This is a genomic window from Gardnerella piotii (genome assembly GCF_049815665.1).
GTDB lineage: Bacteria > Actinomycetota > Actinomycetes > Actinomycetales > Bifidobacteriaceae > Bifidobacterium > Bifidobacterium piotii.
In genome coordinates this window covers 1-21,187 of the sequence record NZ_CP187450.1, presented here as the reverse complement: position 1 = coordinate 21,187, position 21,187 = coordinate 1, and the positions used below count along the sequence as shown (strand labels likewise).

The 21,187-nt window shown below is 47.9% G+C and carries 11 protein-coding genes and 3 rRNA genes; 11 read left to right on the top strand and 3 right to left on the bottom strand.

Going from position 1 to position 21,187, the window contains the following annotated elements:
* Positions 1-181 precede the first annotated feature (181 nt).
* On the top strand, positions 182-2,074 hold the full coding sequence (locus ACPEIW_RS00070; RefSeq protein ID WP_425663678.1) for a S1C family serine protease: 1,893 nt from the start codon (positions 182-184) through the stop codon (positions 2,072-2,074).
* Positions 2,075-2,083: 9 nt separating this feature from the next.
* Complete coding sequence (locus tag ACPEIW_RS00065) at positions 2,084-2,794, top strand: nitroreductase family protein (RefSeq protein WP_425663676.1); 711 nt, start codon at positions 2,084-2,086, stop codon at positions 2,792-2,794.
* A 67-nt stretch (positions 2,795-2,861) separates the two neighbouring features.
* Here the strand turns inward: ACPEIW_RS00065 and ACPEIW_RS00060 are convergent, their stop codons facing one another.
* Both ACPEIW_RS00060 and rlmB read right to left on the bottom strand, forming a co-directional pair.
* Entirely contained in the window at positions 2,862-4,643 is a 1,782-nt protein-coding gene (locus ACPEIW_RS00060) for an ABC transporter ATP-binding protein (RefSeq protein ID WP_425663674.1), read from the bottom strand.
* A 46-nt stretch (positions 4,644-4,689) separates the two neighbouring features.
* Complete coding sequence (gene rlmB, locus ACPEIW_RS00055; RefSeq protein WP_032815218.1) at positions 4,690-5,685, bottom strand: 23S rRNA (guanosine(2251)-2'-O)-methyltransferase RlmB; 996 nt, start codon at positions 5,683-5,685, stop codon at positions 4,690-4,692.
* Between the two features lie 179 nt (positions 5,686-5,864).
* Here rlmB and ACPEIW_RS00050 point away from each other — a divergent pair, with 179 nt between their 5' ends.
* The 6 genes from ACPEIW_RS00050 to ACPEIW_RS00025 all read left to right on the top strand — a co-directional run bounded on the left by ACPEIW_RS00050 (position 5,865) and on the right by ACPEIW_RS00025 (position 14,482).
* A complete protein-coding gene (locus ACPEIW_RS00050; protein ID WP_425663671.1) occupies positions 5,865-8,822 on the top strand; it encodes a cation-translocating P-type ATPase in 2,958 nt (985 codons plus the stop codon).
* A 90-nt stretch (positions 8,823-8,912) separates the two neighbouring features.
* On the top strand, positions 8,913-9,494 hold the full coding sequence (gene dcd, locus ACPEIW_RS00045) for a dCTP deaminase (protein ID WP_016635257.1): 582 nt from the start codon (positions 8,913-8,915) through the stop codon (positions 9,492-9,494).
* A gap of 280 nt (positions 9,495-9,774) precedes the next feature.
* The gene (locus tag ACPEIW_RS00040; RefSeq protein WP_425663669.1) at positions 9,775-10,659 is read left to right on the top strand and encodes an alpha/beta hydrolase; all 885 of its coding nucleotides are present in this window, start codon (positions 9,775-9,777) and stop codon (positions 10,657-10,659) included.
* Positions 10,656-11,120: a nucleoside deaminase gene (locus ACPEIW_RS00035; protein WP_032839364.1), complete on the top strand. Its 465-nt coding sequence runs from the start codon at positions 10,656-10,658 to the stop codon at positions 11,118-11,120. The genes ACPEIW_RS00040 and ACPEIW_RS00035 overlap by 4 nt, the downstream gene beginning before the upstream one ends.
* A 240-nt stretch (positions 11,121-11,360) precedes the next feature.
* Positions 11,361-12,329: a ketopantoate reductase family protein gene (locus ACPEIW_RS00030; protein ID WP_032817083.1), complete on the top strand. Its 969-nt coding sequence runs from the start codon at positions 11,361-11,363 to the stop codon at positions 12,327-12,329.
* Between the two features lie 182 nt (positions 12,330-12,511).
* Entirely contained in the window at positions 12,512-14,482 is a 1,971-nt protein-coding gene (locus tag ACPEIW_RS00025) for an alpha-glucosidase (RefSeq protein WP_425663666.1), read from the top strand.
* 63 nt (positions 14,483-14,545) lie between these two features.
* On the opposite strand, the gene ACPEIW_RS00020 is transcribed toward ACPEIW_RS00025, so the two are convergent.
* Positions 14,546-15,340 carry an SIR2 family NAD-dependent protein deacylase gene (locus ACPEIW_RS00020; protein ID WP_425663664.1) on the bottom strand — a complete coding sequence of 265 codons (795 nt, stop codon included), beginning with the start codon at positions 15,338-15,340 and terminating at the stop codon, positions 14,546-14,548.
* Positions 15,341-15,897: 557 nt separating this feature from the next.
* Between ACPEIW_RS00020 and ACPEIW_RS00015 the strand changes: the two genes are divergently transcribed.
* From ACPEIW_RS00015 to rrf, 3 genes are all read left to right on the top strand, one after another.
* Positions 15,898-17,425: ribosomal RNA gene (locus tag ACPEIW_RS00015) — 16S ribosomal RNA — on the top strand.
* Positions 17,426-17,802: 377 nt separating this feature from the next.
* Positions 17,803-20,861: ribosomal RNA gene (locus tag ACPEIW_RS00010) — 23S ribosomal RNA — on the top strand.
* A gap of 166 nt (positions 20,862-21,027) precedes the next feature.
* Positions 21,028-21,144, top strand: a 5S ribosomal RNA gene (gene rrf, locus ACPEIW_RS00005).
* The 16S, 23S and 5S rRNA genes sit together here, the layout of an rRNA operon.
* Positions 21,145-21,187 lie beyond the last annotated feature (43 nt).

Genomic DNA, 21,187 nt, shown 5'->3' with positions numbered 1-21,187 from the left:
TATATGTGGTATTTATACGGCATTTATACTACTAAATATTCAGGTAATTTTAAGAGCGGCACGTTTAACTCGTATTGTAAACGAAAAATTGTGTAAAAATTGCACATTAATTGCATATTAGCTTGTATGAATTTGTGTAATCAGATTAGAGTATGCTTTGTAAAAGATTTAAGGAGGATTAATGGCTGACGATATTTACGATTCTAAGGCCTACGATTCTAGTGAAGAGCATAATGGCAATGCTTCACAAAGCCAATCGGAGCCAACGAGCGCGCAGGAAAATCATGTGGAGTCAGAGCAGATTTATAGACCAGCTCCAGAATACGGAGCGTATGGCCCTGTAGACGCGAGTGATGCAAATAATGGTGATGCAAATAAAAATAGCGGTGATTCTAATCATTCTGGCGAATCGTTGCAAAATCAAGAGCAAATTGGCGCGAATGGTGCAAGTGTAGCGAATAGCGCAAATAGCCGTGATTATGCAAATTCAGAATACGGAAACGGTTTAGATAACCCATTTTTGCCATATGGCGATCCATATAATGCAAATGGCGAGCAAAAGCGAACTAGATTCGGCAATCCTTACGATTTGAGCGATGACAATAGCACGGATAGTAGCGATGACAATAGCGCTGATAATAGCGCGGAAAGTCAGCCTGCTGAAGCGCCAAATCAAGTGCTAAATCAAGTGCCAGATCAAGCGTCAAGCCAAATGCAAAGCCAAACTCCAAATGTGGTTTATAAAAAGCGCAGGTTTAAGGCGGAATATAAAGAAAACTCAACAATAATGGTGGCAATTGTGTCGTCCATTATTTCTGCAATTGTGTGCGTTGTTGTAATGGCGTTTGTTCTTACTCAAGGCTTGATTCCTATTCCAGGCGCTGGAACACTTGCAGATGTGGGTGCGCAAAGTCCTTCAAAAGGAACAGCCGTAGTAAAAGGCGGTCAGTCTCCCGATTGGCGCTCGGTTGCTAAAAATGTTTCTGGCGGCGTTGTGTCTATTCAAGCGCGCAACAGCAAAAACATGAGCAAAGGCTCGGGTGCAATAATCGACAAGCAGGGTCACGTTGTTACAAACAACCACGTTATTGCTGGCATGCAACAGCTTCAAGTAACGCTTTCTAACGGTCAGATTTACAAGGCTAAGCTCGTTGGAACAGATAAAACAACTGATTTGGCTGTGCTTAAAGTAGACGGTTTGCCTAGCAGCATAAAGCCAGTTGATTTTGCGGATTCGGACGCGCTCGCAGTTGGCCAGCCAATAATGGCAATCGGAAATCCGCTTGGATACGACGATACTGCTACAACAGGCATTGTTTCTGCGCTTAATCGCCCAGTTTCTGTTATGGACGATCAAAGTCGTTCGGAAATCGTTACAAATGCTGTACAGATTGATGCCGCAATTAATCCAGGTAATTCTGGCGGCCCAACTTTCGACGCTTCTGGGAAAGTGATTGGTATTAACTCGTCTATTGCAGCAACTTCTGCAAGAGGTGGCACAGCAGGCTCTATTGGAATCGGCTTTGCTATTCCTTCTAACCTTGTTAAGCGCGTGGTAAACGAGATCATTAAGCATGGTTCTGTAAAGCACGTTGCTCTTGGAATTATGGTTAAAAGCGTAAACGTAACGCAAAATAACATTACGCGCGGAGGCGCTCAAGTGGCGTCTGTAACGCCTGGTGCTCCTGCTGCAAAGGCGGGAATGCGTGCTGGAGATACAATCGTAGCGTTTAATGGCAAGTCGGTTACAAGCAACTACTCGCTGCTTGGATTTGTGCGCGCTACCGCTTTGGGAGATAAAGCAACAATAACGGTTGTTCGTGGAAACGGAACCGTCAATTTAACTGTTAAGTTTAACCAAGAAGAAGCTGCGGTTAATGGTGCAACTCGCCAAGACCCTCGCTCGCTAAGAAGGCGTGGCAATAAGAAGCCTGATTCTTCCCAAAATAAGAGCCAAAAGGGCAGCGGCGGCGATTCTTCGGATGACGACGACGATCCTTTGGATCAGCTTCCTAGAGGCGGAGACGACGATTCCGACGACGGAGGCATTTTTGACCCATTCGGTTTTTGGTAAACTGATAGTATGACTTACAAAGATTTTGGCCAACTTGCATCGGAGCGGTTTTCTGCACGCGACTTTTTGAATAAGCCGATTGAGCAAAACGTTTTAGAGTCAATATTGCACACTGCTTCTCTTGCGCCAAGCTGGAGCAACACAAGAGCTTACGCGCTTGCGATTGCGCAAGGTGGCAAAAAAGACAACATTGTAAAAGCTTATTTAGATAAGTGCAATGCAATGCTTAAAGCCAAAGATAAGAGTTTGAGCGAATCTGAGCGCGCTCAGTTTGCTCAAGAGTCAGCGCCTAATGGCGACGTTCCTGTTGCAAATCCGTACCCTAGCGACTTAAAGCAGCGAAGCGCTAAACTCGGTCTAGCGTTATATTCGCATTTAGGAATTGAAAGGCACGATTTTGCAGCCAGGAACGCCCATACGCGCAGAAATTTCGAGGCTTTTGGAGCGCCTGTTATTGGCTTTGTTTTAGCTAGGCGTGATTTTATGCCGTTTGCTGCAATGGACGCTGGCCTTATGTTGCAAACGCTGTTTCTTGCTGCTAAAGATTTAGGCGTTGACTCTTGCCCGCTTGGCGTTTTGGCAACTTGGCGAGATCCGCTAGACGCGGAGTTTGATGTTCCAGAAAACATGGAGCTTTTAACTGGATTTGCGCTTGGGTATGCTAGTGATTCGCACACGAACGAGTTTAGGGCCGAGCATCCAAAGATTGAGCTGCTGTAGCGGTTGTTTAGTGATTGCTCAGTGGATGTTTAACGGTTGTTTAGCGATTGCTAAGCAACCGTTTTGCCTATTTTATATGCGCTTTGCGCTCGTAAATAGTGGCAGTGCTTTCCCAAACAAGAGCCTTCCAAGATGTTTTAACGTTAGAAACAGAATGCGCTTTGTAATGCGAAATGTTGTAGTTTAATGCCAAGAAGTAGTACCACGGTTGGTTGGATTCGCTAACAAAAAACTCTGGCTCGCCCTTTGCAGCGCACGCCGCCAGCTCTTTTTCTTGTTGGCTTGCGCTAGAGCTTTCGTTTGTTATAAAAGTCTTGTTTTTGTAAGCGCAATCTATAATATTCTTAGAAAAATAAGGGTTTGCGCCCACTAAAAGCCACGAATATTGGTGAGTGTCGGCTTCTTCGTGCGAAATAACGTTTCCACTTTCGTCAACTTGCTCGTAATTATGGAGCCAAGATGCTACAAAACGCTTATTTTGCAAGTGATTACTAGATATGTATTGTGCTACAGCTCTAGACGGCGAATAGTCAAACAGAATGTCGTTTACGCAAGCAAACGCGTTCCAAATTAGGCTTGGTGCAAGAATTATTGAAATTAGCACGTTGATTTTCAAAGCTTTGTTTTTGGTAAGTCTTGTTTTATTTTTATAAAGATTAGTCGGCTTGACTTTAGCAAGTGCAGATTTTGCAAAAATGGCAACTTTAACAAAAATCGCAGGAATATCCTTGCTGCTAAGAGGCTCTTTTATGTGACTAATCCAAAGCACACTAAGCAAAAACACAAAGATTAGACCTGCGTGGTGAAGCGTAAAATAGCGAACAGCTACGATTGTAAGAACAAGATAAGGGATTACAAGAACCGCAAGAAGTTTTCTGCGCTTGGCGATTCTAATTGCAAATGCCCAAATCGCAAGGCTAAACAGCGTGCATATTGCAATTGGCAAAAAGTCAAAAGGCATTCTTCGCATTGAAATATCGCCATAAAAGCTTGTAAACATGCTTTCGGAAGGCATTACAAATATAAAAGCGAAGCATTTTGCGATTGTTGAATTGCCATCAATCGTTGCGCGAGTGGCGAACGCATTTTTTGCGGGCCATGCAAGAGCAAGGTTTGCAACGCCAAAAATGGCGATTAATCCCCAAGATATAAGTCGCGCCAAATTTAATGAGATTGTTGTTTTAATCGCGTGAAGAATGTCACTAAAATTAAGAGTTTTGCCACATGCTTTGTTACATGCTTCACTGATATTTTTGCTAAAAACTCGCCAAATCCAAGCAATTGTAAATCCTGCAGCAAACGCGATTCCATACACGCTAAGCAAGCACATAAACATAAGACTAATCGCAAGTTTGCAAGCGCTAGAAGTCTTAGAATCCGCACTATTCCAGTAATGCGCCGCTACTAACAAGCTTAAGCAAAGCAAGGCATATGGTCGCGATGTAACTCCGTATTGGAAGCAAACAAAATAAGTAAAAGGAATAAGAAAAGTTGCAAGGCTGCTTGCGTGCTTAAAAGGCGACTTAAAAATAAGCCACGCGCCAAGTAAGCTTGCGCAAACCAGCTGAATTCCCTTAATTCCAAACTCGTATGGAACGCCATTTTTGGCTGCAATCGCAAGTAAAAGATTCCAAAAAGGAGGGTGACCTTCGTAATGCGTTCTAACGCTAAAAATGCTTGCGATTGGCGAATCGCGCGCAATCAGCCAGCTTTGAGCTTCGTCAAACCAAGGTTCGTGGAAACACATTACGATTGCAATAATCGCAATGTATAAAACAAAAGCCAATAGTTGTGCCAATGTGCGCGCGTTATGTGAGCTTTGTAAATTGCGTAGCTTTAAAATCCGCATTACCGTTAACTCTTAAATCCGCAATACTCTCAATTGCAAACAATTGCTAATTTTGACTTAAAGCGGCAAGCCTACGCGCATTAGCAACAGCATACAAGCTGATTCCAGCAGCAACGGATGCGTTAAGCGATTCAACAGCGCTAGAGATTGGGATTCCAGCAATAGCATCGCAAGCTTCGCGCGTTAGGCGACTCATGCCTTTGCCTTCGCTTCCAAGCACTACTACAAGCGGATCGGTTTCAAAGCCAGTTTCGCCAACAAGCTTATCGCCGCCGCCATCCAGGCCAATCGCGTACCATCCGCGTTCGCGCAAACCTTGAATCGCCTTGTTTAAATTCACAACTCGAGCAACAGGCAAGTGCGCTGCGGCTCCTGCAGAAACCTTCCAAGCTGCAGCCGTAACAGATGCGCTTCTGCGCTCTGGCAAAATTACGCCATTTGCGCCAAAAGCGGCTGCAGATCGAATAACAGCACCAAGATTTTGCGGATCGGTAACGCCATCTAGCGCTATAAACAATGGGCGTGCGTTAATGCGTGCAGATGCAGAATCCGCTGCTTCCATAGCGCGAGCCTTCTTTTCTGCGCGATCAACAAGCTCTTGCAACGAAGAGTATTGATAAGGCTGCACCTTTAAAATAATGCCCTGATGATTAGTGCTGTGAGCAATGCGATCCATCTCCAGGCGATCCGCCTCCAAAAGTCGCAAGCCCTGCATGCCAGCAAGCTTAACGATTTCGCGCGTGCGATCGTCGTGCTCAATGCGATTTGCAACATAAAGCTGCGTGCTAGGAACGCCTACGCGCAAAGCTTCAAGAGCTGCATTTCGCCCAATAACCAACTCATCGCTATCTGTGCCCAACTTATCTACTCTGCGTCTTGCAGCCAAACGCGGATCGGCAAAAGTGCGCTTGATTGCAGCCTTTTTAGCAAAATAAGCCTTATGGTAAACGCGGTCTTCTGCCTTAGGAGTAGGACCCTTGCCGCGCAATGCATTACGATGTTTTCCACCCGACCCCTTGGTCGGTCCTTTTTTCATAGCCATATTCTTATTTTCACACGCCCCCGAGGCATTAGTATTTGGCGCTTTATGTGGCATAATAGAACGGTACTTAATTATTGTTATTGCAATAATCCACAACCGCGCAATAATCAAGATTTTGAGTCAACTTTGCATAAAATTTTGATTATTGACTACTCCGCGGCGCTCCCAAGGGGGAAAATATGGTTGATCAAAGCGATCAATCCAAAGATCCGTCATTGCAAGACGCACAAAGTGTTGCAGATGCGCTTAATGTAAATGTTTCTACTGGTTTAAGTAGCGATGAGGCTTCTAGAAGGCTCGAGCAATTTGGCCCGAATGCTCTAGCTGGTGCTCCTAAAACGCCAGCGTGGAAGAGGTTCCTCGAACAGTTTAAAGATCCGCTTGTTTACTTGCTTATAGCGGCAACTATTATTTCCGCAATCGCATGGTTTGTTGAGCGCGCACAGCATGGTGGCGAAAGTGGCGGCGAAGTTTTGCCGTTTGACTCAATAGTTATAATCGTGATTCTTATAGCGAATGCAGTTTTGGGCTATATTCAAGAGTCGCGCGCGCAAGAAGCGGTTGAGGCGCTGGCAAAAATGAGCGCTCCACAAACGTCTGTTCTTAGAGATGGGCGAGTTATGCGCATAGATACGGCGGATGTTGTGCCTGGAGATATTTTGGTTCTTGGCGAAGGCGATGCTGTTTCTGCAGATGCAAGGCTTATTGCAGCAGCTTCTTTGCGCGTTGCGGAAGCAAGCCTTACGGGAGAATCGGTTGCCGTTAGCAAGCGTCCAGAAACTCTAGCTTCGCCAAAGTCTTTGGCAGACCGCACAAACATGGTGTTTAATGGCACTGCCGTAACGCAAGGCACTGGCCGCGCAATCGTCACGTCTACGGGCATGAAAACTCAGGTTGGAAAAATCGCAGATATGCTTTCTAGTGCGCAAGAAGAAGCCACTCCTCTCGAGAAAGAGATGGTTCGCGTATCTAAGGTTCTTGGAATCGCAGTGTGTATTATTGCAGCCGTTGTGCTTGCGTCTATGTGGGCTCTTGAAGGCTTCCATACTATTGAAGACGTTATAGATTCTTTGCTTCTTTCTGTTTCTCTTGCTGTTGCTGCTGTTCCAGAAGGCTTAGCGGCTATTTTAACGGTTGTTCTTGCTTTGGGCGTTCAGCGCATGGTAAAGCATCATGCTGTTGTTAAAAAGCTTTCGTCTGTAGAAACTCTTGGCTCTGCATCTGTTATTTGCTCCGACAAAACGGGTACTCTAACTCGAAACGAGATGACTGTTGAGCGCGTTATAACACCTAGCGGCCAAGTACAGCTTACGGGTAGTGGGTATAAGCCAGAGGGACGAATGGTTTTGCTGGATTCTTTAGATGCGGATTTGGCGGTTCCTCCAGCTCTAGCTACAGAGGTGATTGGAGCGCTCGGCTCTGGGTATTTAGCAAACGATGGCGATTTGCACTACAATGAATCGTCTGGCGCATGGCAGCCAGTTGGCGACCCTACCGAGGTTTCGCTTATTGTTGCGGCTCGCAAAACCAAGGCAGACAAGCGTTACGCTCATCTTAGTCGCGTTGCGGAAGTGCCGTTTACTTCTGAGCGCAAGCGCATGTCTGTTGTTGTTAAAGACGATTCGGATTCTGGAAATCTTATTGTTTGCGCAAAAGGCGCTCCAGATGTTTTGCTTTCTTATTGCACGCGAATCGCAGTAGCTGGCGCTGTTCGTCCGCTTACAGAAGGAGACCGCGAAGAAATTCTTGCAAACGTGGAAAAGCTCTCTGGCGAAGCTTATCGCACGCTTGCAATGGCGTATAGGCCGCTTGGCGTAGATAGTTTAGCTAAAGTTAGCGGCATGGTTTCTAATGCTGCAGGTCAAATCGCAGATGTTGCCGAGCAAAGCGACGTTTTGGAATCTGATTTGATTTGGAACGGCATGGTTGCGATTATTGATCCTCCTAGAATCGAAGTTCGAGATAGCGTTGCTCAAGCGCATCGTGCTGGAATCCGAACTGTTATGATTACTGGCGACCATCCGCTTACGGCTGCTCGAATCGCTAGCGACCTTGGCATTATTGGAAAAGATGAGCATGCTCTTACTGGCGATGAGCTTGACGAGTTGCTTTCTAGGGATGACGACAATATTGCTTTCGATGATGCTATTAGCAAAGTGAGCGTGTATGCGCGCGTTGCTCCGGAGCACAAGCTTGCGATTGTTTCCTCGCTTCAAAGGCAAGGCAATATTGTTGCTATGACTGGCGATGGCGTAAACGATGCTCCTGCTGTAAAGTCGGCAGATATTGGCGTTGCAATGGGCATTACGGGTACGGAAGTCACTAAAGAATCTGCCAAGATGATTTTGGCGGACGACAACTTCTCTACAATCGTCGCAGCTGTGCGCGAAGGTCGCGGAATTTTCGACAATATTCGTAAATTCTTGAGATATTTGCTTAGCTCCAACGTTGGCGAAGTGTTCACCGTGTTTGGTGGCGTAGTGTTTGCTGGCGCTTTGGGAATTACGCAGCCAAACTCTGTAGGCGTGACTTTGCCTTTGCTCGCAACGCAATTGCTTTGGATTAATTTGCTTACGGACGCGGCTCCTGCGCTCGCAATGGGTGTTGATCCGCAAACGGATGACGTTATGAATAGGCGTCCGCGAAGACTTACGGATAGCGTTATAGATAAGCCAATGTGGGGAGACATTGTGTTTATTGGTGTGATTATGGCAGCTATAACGTTGATTGGCATGGATATGCATTTGGCTGGCGGATTGTTTACGGACCGCTCCACAACTGTTTTAACTCATGCTGCTCAAATGACTCACGCGCGCACAATGGGCTTCACTATTCTTGTGTTTGCGCAAATGCTTAATGCTCTTGCATCTCGCTCGCATTTACAAAGCGTGTTTGTTGGCTTGTTTGCAAATCGTTGGCTTTGGGGTGCAATCGCAGTTTCCGTAGTGTTGCAGCTTGCTGTAATTTATATACCATTCCTTAATGGTCCGTTTGGCACAGTTCCGCTCGACTTTATGGAGTGGGTGGAGTGCCTTGGTCTTTCAATGGTTGTGCTTATTGCTTCGGAGTTAAGAAAGTGCGTTTTGCGTTTTATTGCTAAGCGCAAAGCTGCATCTTCTGTTGCAATGTATGCCTAATATTTTCGACCGCGGCACGCGCTACACTTGGCATATAAGTGTGTTTAAGTGTTTATTTTACGAAGTTTTATCGCAAGGAGATTTGACGTTATGCTGTTGTCTGATCGCGACATTCTCAAAGCTCATGACGAGGGTCATATTGATTTGACTCCATGGACCCCACAAATGGTGCAGCCTGCGTCGATTGATGTGCGGCTCGACCGATTTTTCCGCTTGTTTAATAATCACGCTTACACGTACGTGGATCCTGCGGAAAACCAGGGGGAGTTGACTGAGCAGTTTGCGGTTGCACCAAATGAGCCTTGGATTTTGCATCCTGGCGAGTTTGCGCTTGGCTCCACTTGGGAGTATGTGAAGTTGGATTCTACGATTGCTGCGCGCTTAGAAGGCAAAAGCTCGCTTGGTCGTCTTGGAATTTTGACTCATTCCACGGCTGGCTTTATTGACCCAGGTTTTGAAGGTCACATTACTTTGGAGCTTTCAAACGTTAGTACGCTGCCAGTTAAATTGTGGCCAGGCATGAAGATTGGGCAAATGTGCTTCTTTAAGCTGAGTTCTCCATGCGAGAATCCTTACGGTTCTTCTGTTAACGGATCTCACTATCAAGGTCAGCGCGGTCCAACTCCGTCTAGGTCTTACGAGAACTTCTATCGCGCAAATTTGGAAGATTAGTATTAATTAAGATTTGATTATCCTCGATTAGTCTTGATTAGTCTCGATTTTTAAGAAAAATCAGGGGAAAAGTAGAAAACTTTCAGCAAGTTATCAGCTAGTTTACTAGCAGCGCTAAGGATTATGTGTTTTCATAATATTAGTGAAAAACTTAAAAGGTAATTCACGAAAGCTTATTCATATTTTTCCTTAAATTTAAACCCCAGTCCAATCGGCTGGGGTTAAATTTTTATGCAGTGTTCGCTGTGTAAATGCCAAAGCTGTGCCGTATGCTGTAGTTATGACTAATCATAACGGTGTGATCTCTAGTGAGTTCGACAACGGCGAATTTAACAATAATGATTTTGGCGGCGGAGATTTTGGCGGCGGAGATTTTGGCGGCGGAAATAACGGCAACAGCAACGCCAATAATGGCGATTTTGGCAGCGAAGACAATGCTTCTGGAGCTTCAAATGGCCTTCATGCTGGCCGCGAATCTAGTGTTGTTCCAGGCAGATTCGGCGAAGATTTGCATGTAAGCGTTGCTAAGTATTCTCGAGGCGAAGCAGCTGTATACGCCACAAGGCCTCTTCTTTTGCTGTTGCACGGATGGGGTTCAAACGAGGACGATTTGCTTGACTTAATGCGCGTTGTGGCACCTTATAACGATGCGATTTCTTTGCGTGCTCCGCTTCGCTTGGCTCAAGGCGCTTACAGTTGGTTCCATGATGCTGTGCCTAATGGAGATGACTTAGACCGAGATATGTATGCTGCGGCTGCTGCGATTGATGAGTGGGTTGCGGCGAACGTTCCCGAAGACCGCGCTGTTGTGCCATTTGGTTTTTCGCAAGGTGCGGCTCTTGCGATTCATGTTCTTAGGCTTAATCCAGATCGCTATCGCGCATCCGTTGCGCTTTCTGGCTTCGTGGCTCCTAATATTGCTAAAGATATTTCTCTTAACGACGACGTTCTTGCGGATCTTAATACGCCTGTTTTCTTTGGCTACGGCTTGGATGATGCTGTTATTGCTCCTTACGAATTTTCGGCGGCTGCAGCATGGCTTGAGGAGCATACGTGGCTGGAAGAGAAGCGTTACCGCGGCCTTGACCACGCAGTTCACATGGAAGAACTTGGCGATATTCGCTCTTGGTTTGCTTTGCACAATATTTCTTCGGGGTTAATGTGACTTTGCGCGCGCGCGAATATGTTTCGCTAATGCAAGAGGCGCTGCGACTTGCGCAAGTTGCTGCCGATTGTGGAGAAGTTCCAGTTGGCGCTGTTGTTGTAGATGGTTCTGGGGTGATTATTGGCCGTGGCTCTAATCTTCGCGAGAAAGACGCGGATCCTCTTTCTCATGCAGAAATTCTTGCGATTAGGCAGGCAGCAGAGGTGCGCAAGTCTTGGAATCTTAGCGATTGCACGCTTGTTGTTACTTTGGAGCCTTGCCCAATGTGCGCTGGCGCAATTTTACAAACGCATATTAGTAGCGTTGTTTTTGGCGCATGGGATTCAAAACTTGGCGCATGTGGATCCGTTTGGGATATTTTGCGAGACCCTCATATTGGCTCCCATCCGCAAGTTTTTGGCTCCGTTTGCGAATCGCAGTGTGTGCAGTTATTGCGTAATTTTTTCGAAAATCATCGATAAAACTGAATAATTTTTTAATTAGAAACGCTGTAAAGATGTAATTAGAAAAATTTTGACATTCTCAAAAAACTGTGTAATATGCTATAAAAACCAAAGAGCAGTTGACTGATTGTTTTTCACTCATTCAGTCTTCTGCTTTTTGTTATATTCGTGGTTGCTTCCGCGTAATCCATGTAAATGAAAATTTATGAATTTATGTGCGGCTACCACTTTACTTACAAGCCTACATGGAGGTGTCATATGAGTGACATGAAATATGCAATGATCGGTTCTGGAGCTATGGGGTATCGCTATGGCGTTTTGTTGCAGGAAACGGCTGGCATTCATGTTGATTTCATTGATGCCTGGGATGAAAATGTGAATAAGGTTCGCCAGCAAGGCGGTGTAATGGTTAGCCGAGATCACGAAAATCGTCATCTTGTGCCAATCAATATGTATACTCCAGAAGATTATGACGGCGATCCAGATGTGTGGATTGTGTTTATGAAGCAAATGCAGCTTGCGGAGATGTTGGAGCGTTGCAAGCATTTGTTTAAGGATCATCAGGTTGTGTTTGCTGCAATGAACGGTTGGGGTCATTTTGAGAAGCTTCAGCAATATTTCTCGGACGATCGCATTTACGGCGGTACTGCAATGATTGCAACTGTGCTGAATGGCCCGGGCGATGTTGATTTTATTGGTAAAGTTGGCGTTGGCACAATGAATATGTGTGCGTTGAACGAGCAAGTGAGCGATGTTGAGCTTGCTATGCGAGATGATTTTAAGGCTGCTGGCTTGAATCCTACTATTACGGAAGATTTCAAGGGTACTTGCATGGCAAAGGTAGTTTTTAATTCCGTAGTTAATACTTTGTGCACAATGTATCAGATTCAAATGGGTCAGTTTATTTCGTACCCAGGGGCTATGGATATGGCTCGTCAACTTATTAACGAAGCGTACGACGTGTGCGATCGTGCAGGAATTCGTATGGTTAATACGCGTCAGCAGGAGTTGGAGGCTATTGACTACGTAAGTCGCGTGGCAAATCCTTTGCACTATCCTTCAATGTATCAAGATATGAGTCGTGGACGAAAAACAGAAGTTGATTATATAAACGGATATATTGCAAAGCTTGGTCGCGAAAATGACTACGTTTGCCGCACTCACGAGTTCTTGACTCACGGAGTTCATTTGGCGGAGCTTGCATTCAAATTGCATAATCAGCAGTGATTTGGAGAGTATTCTGCAATTCGTACAATGAATGAGAAGGAGGCACGGCTCGTAGTTTTTACTGCGGGCCGCTTTTTATATTGTTAGTGCTTAAAAAATGTGCTTGTAAGATAGTTAAAGTATAGAATTGTAAACGTTGTGAATAATAAAAATAAATAATAAAAATAATTAATGGGGAATGTATGACTACTTTTAATAGAGCAAACTTGCCGCAATCCGTGCGCACAAACGGCGCTACGCCAAACCCTTGGTGGGCAAATGCAGTTGTGTATCAGATTTATCCGCGAAGCTTCCAAGATACCAACGGAGACGGCATTGGCGATTTGAAGGGAATCACTTCGCGCCTTGACTATTTGGCTGATTTAGGCGTTGACGTGCTTTGGCTTAGCCCTGTTTACAAATCTCCACAATACGATAACGGCTACGATATTTCCGATTATCAAGATATTGATCCGCTTTTTGGCACTCTAGAAGATATGGACGATCTTTTAGCACAAGCGCACAAGCGCGGGCTTAAAGTTGTTATGGATCTGGTAGTAAATCACACTTCCGACGAGAACGCTTGGTTCCAGGCTTCAAGAGATTCTTCTAGCGACTACGCGGATTGGTATTGGTGGAGGCCAGCGCGCAAAGGATGCGTGCCTGGAGAGCCAGGTGCGGAGCCAAATAAGTGGGGTTCGTATTTTGGCGGCTCGGCGTGGACGTATGATCCAAAGCGCGGCGAATATTACTTCCATCAGTATTCGCCAAAGCAGCCAGATTTGAATTGGGAAAATCCTGCCGTTCGCGCTGCAGTGTACAAGATGATGAATTGGTGGATGGATCGCGGAATTGACGGCTTCCGCATGGATGTTATTACGCAAATTTCTAAGCGCGTAGATAGCGAAGGGCGTTTGCCAGGTGAGTACGGTTCGCAGATTGAAGATGCGCCAGCAGGCGACGACGGCTACTCTTCTCCGTATTTCTTCTGCTCCGACGGCCCTCGTTTAGACGAGTTTTTGCGCGAGATGCGCGAAGCGGTTTTCAAGGGTCGCGAAGGTTTCTTAACTGTTGGCGAGGCTCCTGGAATTTCCGCGCATCGAAACACTTATATTACAAATCCTGCTAATGGCGAGCTAGACATGCTCTTCTTGTTTGATCAAGTTAATGTTGATTGCGCGAATGGCACTAAGTGGAATCCTACTCCTCTTAAGTTGACTACATTAAAGCGTGCAATGGCAGATCAGCAGCAAGCAGTTAGCGAGTCTGGTTGGGCGAGCCTGTTCTTTAATAATCACGATCAGCCGCGTGCGCTTTCTCGCTGGGGTAGTGAGGCTAGTGATGAGATGCGCGTGCTTTCTGCTAAGGCGATTGCAATGCTTCTTCACATGCATCGCGGTACTCCGTACGTGTATCAGGGTGAAGAAATTGGCATGACAAACGCGCACTTTACGCGTCTTGAGCAGTATCGCGATTTGGAAGCGTTGAATATGTTTAAGCAGCGCGTAGAAGAAGCGCATATTCAGTCTGCGGAGTCTATGATGGATGCGCTCGCAAAGCGCGGTCGCGATAATTCTCGAACTCCAATGCAATGGAATGCGTCTAAATACGCGGGATTTATGCCTTTTAATGTTCCGTCGCAAAATAATGCGCAGCCTTGGATTAGCGTGAATCCTAATTATGTAGATGTTAATGCTGCTGAGCAGATGGAAGATTCGGATTCTGTTTATTCGTTCTACAAGCGTTTGATTGAGTTGCGTCATTTGCAGCCTGTTGTTTCGGCTGGTTCTTGGAATTTGGTTGATGCGGATGACGAGTGCGTTTACGCGTTTATTAGGCAGGTTGAGCAGGTTGAGCAGACTTGTGAGAATGCTAAGGCAGATGAGGCATGTGAGGCAGGTAAGGCAGGTCTTGAGAATGATGTGAATTCTCCAAGCACGGTTGCTTGCGATTCGCCTTGCGCTTCGGTAAAGAAGTTGCTCGTAATGATAAATATGACGGATTCTTCTGTAGCAATACCTGCTCAAAGTGCCGAATTGTTGCGTAATATCGCCTCTAACGGCGCATCGTATGATGATGTGATGATTTCTACCTACAGCGCGGATCATGCCCTTAAATCGCTTAAAAATGGCACGCTTGCGCCTTGGGAGGGAATCGCTGTTAGCTTGCAATAATTATTTTGGAATGTTTACTTTGCAATGTTTACTTTGCAATAGTGAATAGTCACTTTGTAATAGTCACTTTGCAATAGTTTCGTCTACTAACTTTGGCAGAGCTTTCGCAATATCTTCGCGTATTATGCGCTCTGCCAAATAATCGTATTGCGTAGCGCCCAGGTTCATTATTGTAATCGGCACTCCTGCGCGAGCAGCTAGTGGCACAAGGCTTGCAGCTGGAAACACTTCTAGCGTAGAGCCAATAACCCACAGTTCGCTTGCGTGCATAATCGCCTGCGCGCTGCGTTCCATTGCACCTTCTGGAAGAGCTTCTCCAAAATATACAACGTCTGTTTTTATAAGACCATTGCAAGGCATGTTTCCGCGGTACGGCAGCGCGCGCCTGCAATGTGGGTCTGGGTGTGCGTCTAAGTCGCGCATAATATCGGCTGTATTGTAGCTCGCGTGGCAGCTCATGCAATGCGATGTTCCAATGCTTCCGTGCAAGTTCACTACAATGTCTGGGCTGTTTCCAGCTTTTTCGTGAAGCGCATCAAAGTTTTGAGTGGCGATTAAGTCCAGCATCCCAGCTTTCTCAAGTTTTACTAGCGACTTATGTGCTGTTCCAGGCTGAGCGTTCCAAACTGGCGACTCTTTTTGCCATCTCCAAGAGTACATGCGTTCTTCTTCGCTGCTTAAAAATGCGTCAATGTCGTAGACGCTCATTTGTTCTGGGTGTTTAGTCCAAACTCCATCTGGGCCTCGAAAGTCTGGAATACCCGCACTTGTAGATATTCCTGCGCCTGTTAACACAACAATATGATGGTGTGCGCTGTTGTGTGCGCTGCTCTTGCTGTTTTTCTCGCTATTTCTCATACACCTATATATAGCACGCGCATATGTTGTGTGCATATATGTAGTTTGTTTTGATTATTTTGCGTATTCGGCTTGTGTGATTTTGCGCGACACTCCCGTGTTTTGGTTTTTGGGGGTGTTTTTCTTGTTTTTTTGGATTATTTTTGTTGTGTTTTTGTTGGTGTGTGGTTGCGTGGCGTTTTTTTGCGTGTTTTAGCCGTGTTTTCAACACGCCGATGTTTTGGCTTTGTTTCAATGGTTTTGGCTTGTTGGTTTGGGTGTGATTTGCTTTTGGGCTTGCTTTGGTGTAAGTTTATCTCTTGCTGCTCAGCGCGGCTGGTTCTCCTCGGTTGAGGTTGATGAGCCGGCTGGTGTGGTGGTGGTTTGAGAACTCAAGAGCGTGTCTGTACTACTTATTAGTTAATTATTGCCAGTTCATTGTCAGCCTCACAGATTGTGGGGTGCCTGAGAGATGGTTAAATGATGGTGAGGTTTTTTGTTGGGATGTTCTTTCCTTAAAGAATGTCTCGTCTTTTTCTTTTATATTGGAGCCTTATGTTGGCTCTTCATTGAAGTTTTTCGTGGAGGGTTCGATTCTGGCTCAGGATGAACGCTGGCGGCGTGCTTAACACATGCAAGTCGAACGGGATCTGACCAGCTTGCTGGTTGGTGAGAGTGGCGAACGGGTGAGTAATGCGTGACCAACCTGCCCCATGCTCCAGAATAGCTCTTGGAAACGGGTGGTAATGCTGGATGCTCCAACTTGACGCATGTCTTGTTGGGAAAGTGTTTAGTGGCATGGGATGGGGTCGCGTCCTATCAGCTTGTAGGCGGGGTAATGGCCCACCTAGGCTTCGACGGGTAGCCGGCCTGAGAGGGCGGACGGCCACATTGGGACTGAGATACGGCCCAGACTCCTACGGGAGGCAGCAGTGGGGAATATTGCGCAATGGGGGAAACCCTGACGCAGCGACGCCGCGTGCGGGATGAAGGCCTTCGGGTTGTAAACCGCTTTTGATTGGGAGCAAGCCTTTTGGGTGAGTGTACCTTTCGAATAAGCGCCGGCTAACTACGTGCCAGCAGCCGCGGTAATACGTAGGGCGCAAGCGTTATCCGGAATTATTGGGCGTAAAGAGCTTGTAGGCGGTTCGTCGCGTCTGGTGTGAAAGCCCATCGCTTAACGGTGGGTTTGCGCCGGGTACGGGCGGGCTAGAGTGCAGTAGGGGAGACTGGAATTCCCGGTGTAACGGTGGAATGTGTAGATATCGGGAAGAACACCAATGGCGAAGGCAGGTCTCTGGGCTGTTACTGACGCTGAGAAGCGAAAGCGTGGGGAGCGAACAGGATTAGATACCCTGGTAGTCCACGCCGTAAACGGTGGACGCTGGATGTGGGGCCCATTCCACGGGTTCTGTGTCGGAGCTAACGCGTTAAGCGTCCCGCCTGGGGAGTACGGCCGCAAGGCTAAAACTCAAAGAAATTGACGGGGGCCCGCACAAGCGGCGGAGCATGCGGATTAATTCGATGCAACGCGAAGAACCTTACCTGGGCTTGACATGTGCCTGTCGACTGCAGAGATGTGGTTTCCCTTCGGGGCAGGTTCACAGGTGGTGCATGGTCGTCGTCAGCTCGTGTCGTGAGATGTTGGGTTAAGTCCCGCAACGAGCGCAACCCTCGCCCTGTGTTGCCAGCGGGTTATGCCGGGAACTCACGGGGGACCGCCGGGGTTAACTCGGAGGAAGGTGGGGATGACGTCAGATCATCATGCCCCTTACGTCCAGGGCTTCACGCATGCTACAATGGCCGGTACAACGGGATGCGACATGGTGACATGGAGCGGATCCCTTAAAACCGGTCTCAGTTCGGATCGTAGTCTGCAACTCGACTACGTGAAGGCGGAGTCGCTAGTAATCGCGAATCAGCAACGTCGCGGTGAATGCGTTCCCGGGCCTTGTACACACCGCCCGTCAAGTCATGAAAGTGGGCAGCACCCGAAGCCGGTGGCCTAACCCTTTTGGGATGGAGCCGTCTAAGGTGAGGCTCGTGATTGGGACTAAGTCGTAACAAGGTAGCCGTACCGGAAGGTGCGGCTGGATCACCTCCTTTCTACGGAGTTTTTGTGCACGCTCAGAATGAGTGTGGTTACTGGTGTGGAAAACAATAGTTGACGTTTTGTGAGTGTGTTGGGCATGCTTTTGGGTTCCCGGATTGCCACCCCCCCCCCCTTTTGTTGGGGTTGCGGTCCTAGCCCTTGGATTACAGGTTGAGGCTTTATTGTTTTTGGCTTGTGTTCTTGGTGTTTGGTGGTTTGAGAACTGGATAGTGGACGCGAGTAAGAATAGTGAGACTGTTTTTTGGTTTTGCTTGTTTTTACTTTTATCAATTTCAACCGGCTCCATTTTGGTGGAGTCGCTTGATCGTTTTGTGATCGTTTAGTGTGATGATTTATTGTCTAGAGAGTTAAGCGATAGGCTTTTTACTGGTGTATCACTGGTAAGGGCGTATGGTGGATGCCTTGGTAGACAGGACCGATGAAGGACGTGACGGGCTGCGATATGCCTCGGGGAGCTGCCGAGTGGGCTTTGATCCGAGGATTTCCGAATGGGGAGACCCGGCCACTGTTATGGGTGGTCACCACAGTTTTTGTGGGGGGTACGCAGGGAAGTGAAACATCTCAGTACCTGCAGGAAAGGATACTCCGTGAGTAGTGGCGAGCGAAAGCGGATCAGGCTAAACCGAGTACGTGTGATAACCGTCAGGTGTTGCGTATTCGGGGTCGTGGGATTGACTGTTCAGCCTCTGACGGGGTTGAGGAGAGTGATAAAACATCGTGTTATGTGAATGGGATTGAATTCCCAGCCGTAGAGGGTGATGGCCCCGTAGCAGGTCGTGCGATGTCTCTTTATGTTTATTCCCAAGTAGCGCGGGCCTCGTGGAATCCCGCGTGAATCTGCCCAGACCGTTGGGTAAGCCTAAGTATTCCTGTCTGACCGATAGTGTACTAGTACCGTGAGGGAAAGGTGAAAAGCACCCCGGGAGGGGAGTGAAATAGTTCCTGAAACCGTGCGCTTACAATCCGTCGGAGCCTTCTTGTGGGGTGACGGCGTGCCTATCGAAAAATGAGTCTGCGAGTCAGTGGTATGTGGCGAGGCTAACCCGGGTGGGGGAGCCGTAGCGAAAGCGAGTTTTAAAAGGCGTTTTAGTCGCATGTCCTGGACCCGAAGCGGGATGATCTAGCCCTGAGCAGGTTGAAGCGCGGGTAAGACCGTGTGGAGGACCGAACCCACCTAGGTTGAAAACTGGGGGGATGACTTGGGGTTAGGGGTGAAAGGCCAATCAAATTCCGTGATAGCTGGTTCTCTCCGAAATGCATTTAGGTGCAGCGTCATGTTATTGCTTACAGGGGGTAGAGCTACTGGATGCTTGCGGGCCCATACCGGGTACTAATAGCAGCCAAACTCCGAATACCTGTTAGGTTTATCATGGCAGTGAGTCGGCGGGGGATAAGCTCCGTCGTCAAAAGGGAAACAGCCCTGATCGTCGTCTAAGGTCCCGAAGCGCGTGCTAAGTGGGAAAGGATGTGGAGTCGCATAGACAGCCAGGAGGTTGGCTCAGAAGCAGCCATCCTTGAAAGAGTGCGTAACAGCTCACTGGTCTAGTGGTTCCGCGCCGACAATGTAGCGGGGCTTAAGCACGCCACCGAAGACGCGGCTGCGTGATTTTTTCACGCGGGGTAGGAGAGCGTCCTGTATGGGGTGAAGCGGCAGTGTGAACTTGTCGTGGACTATACGGGAGTGAGAATGCAGACATGAGTAGCGAGAGACAGGTGTGAATCCTGTCCGCTGAATGACTAAGGGTTCCGGGGCCACGTTCGTCGTCCCCGGGTGAGTCGAGTCCTAAGGCGAGGCCGACAGGCGTAGTCGAATGGATGAACGGGTTGATATTCCCGTACCGGTGTTACACCGTTCGAACTGAATCTGAGAGTACTAACCTTCGTTATTCTGGTTGATTGCCTTTCGGGGTTTTCTTCTGGTTTAGTGTTGGGAGCGTATCGGTAGTAGGTTAGCGTGGGAGTGACGCGGGTAGGTAGCCGGCTGCGGAGGTGGTTTTCCGTGGCTAAGCGTGTGGGCTGTCTCCTAGGTAAATCCGGGGGATGTTTAAGCTGAGGCGTGATGGGTAGGCCGTATGGCTGATTCCGGTGATCCTGCTTGCCGAGAAAAGCTTCAACGTGAGGTGTGATTCCGCTCGTACCCTAAACCGACACTGGTGGTCTGGTAGAGTATACCGAAGCGATCGGGCGAATCCTGGCCAAGGAACTCGGCAAATTACTCCCGTGCCTTCGGCATAAGGGAGACCCTTGATGGTGATGTTTTTTACAAGCGGAGCTGTTGGGGGTGGCACAAGCTAGGGGGTAGCGACTGTTTACCAAAAACACAGGAGCGTGCGAAGGCGTAAGCCGCTGTATACGCTCTGACGCCTGCCCGGTGCCGGAAGGTTAAGAGGATCCGTTAGCTTTGGCGAAGCGGTGAATTTAAGCCCCGGTAAACGGCGGTGGTAACTATAACCATCCTAAGGTAGCGAAATTCCTTGTCGGGTAAGTTCCGACCTGCACGAATGGCGTAACGACTTCCCCACTGTCTCGGCCAGGAGCCCGGCGAAATTGCAGTACGAGTAAAGATGCTCGTTAAGCGCAGAAGGACGAAAAGACCCCGGGACCTTTACTATACCTTGGTATTGTCGTTAGGTGTGGATCGTGTAGCATAGGCGGGAGGCTGTGAAGCGCGGGCGCTAGCTTGCGTGGAGTCGATAAGTGAAATACCGCTCTTTCCATATCTGGCGTCTAACCTCGACACGTTATCCGTGTTAGGGACAGTGCCTGGCGGGTAGTTTAACTGGGGCGGTTGCCTCCTAAAGAGTAACGGAGGCGCTCAATGGTCCGCTCAGCCCGGTTGGCAATCGGGTGTTGAGTGTAATCGCACAAGCGGGCTTGACTGTGAGACTGACGGGTCGAGCAGGGACGAAAGTCGGAGATAGTGATCCGGTGCCGGCGTACGGACGTGGCATCGCTCAACGGATAAAAGGTACCCCGGGGATAACAGGCTGATCATTCCCAAGAGTCCATATCGACGGGATGGTTTGGCACCTCGATGTCGGCTCGTCGCATCCTGGGGCTGGAGCAGGTCCCAAGGGTTCGGCTGTTCGCCGATTAAAGCGGCACGCGAGCTGGGTTCAGAACGTCGTGAGACAGTTTGGTCTCTATCCTCTGCGCTCGTTGGAATGTTGAGGAGACCTGCCCATAGTACGAGAGGACCTGGGTGGACGAACCTCTGGTATGCCGGTCGTCACGCCAGTGGCGCTGCCGGTTAGCTACGTTTGGAAGGGATAACCGCTGAAAGCATCTAAGCGGGAAGCCTGCTCCAAGATTAGCATTCCTTGCACTTTGTGTGTGAGCCCCCATGTAGAACACGTGGTTGATAGGCTGGATGTGGAAGCCCTGTAAGGGGTGGAGCTGACCAGTACTAATGGGCGATTGTGATACTACTTGTATTGCTTATCGTTTAATTCTCTTAGATAGTATGGAGTGTTAAACGGTCATTTTATGGTTAAGTTGTTGATTTTGATGATTGTTCTTCTTGTTGCTCGCGTTCATGTCCGGTTCCCAAACCGCCAGCTTGCCACTCGCTTATAGTGAGTGTATAATCTAGTTTTGCGGTGGTCATGGCTCAGGTGAGACGCCCGGTCCCATTCCGAACCCGGAAGCTAAGGCCTGATACGGTGAGGGTACTGCACTCGATAGGGTGTGGGAGACTAACACGCTGCCGCATTATTCTTCTAGCGGGGAACTTGATTGTTCCCCGCTTTTTTTTT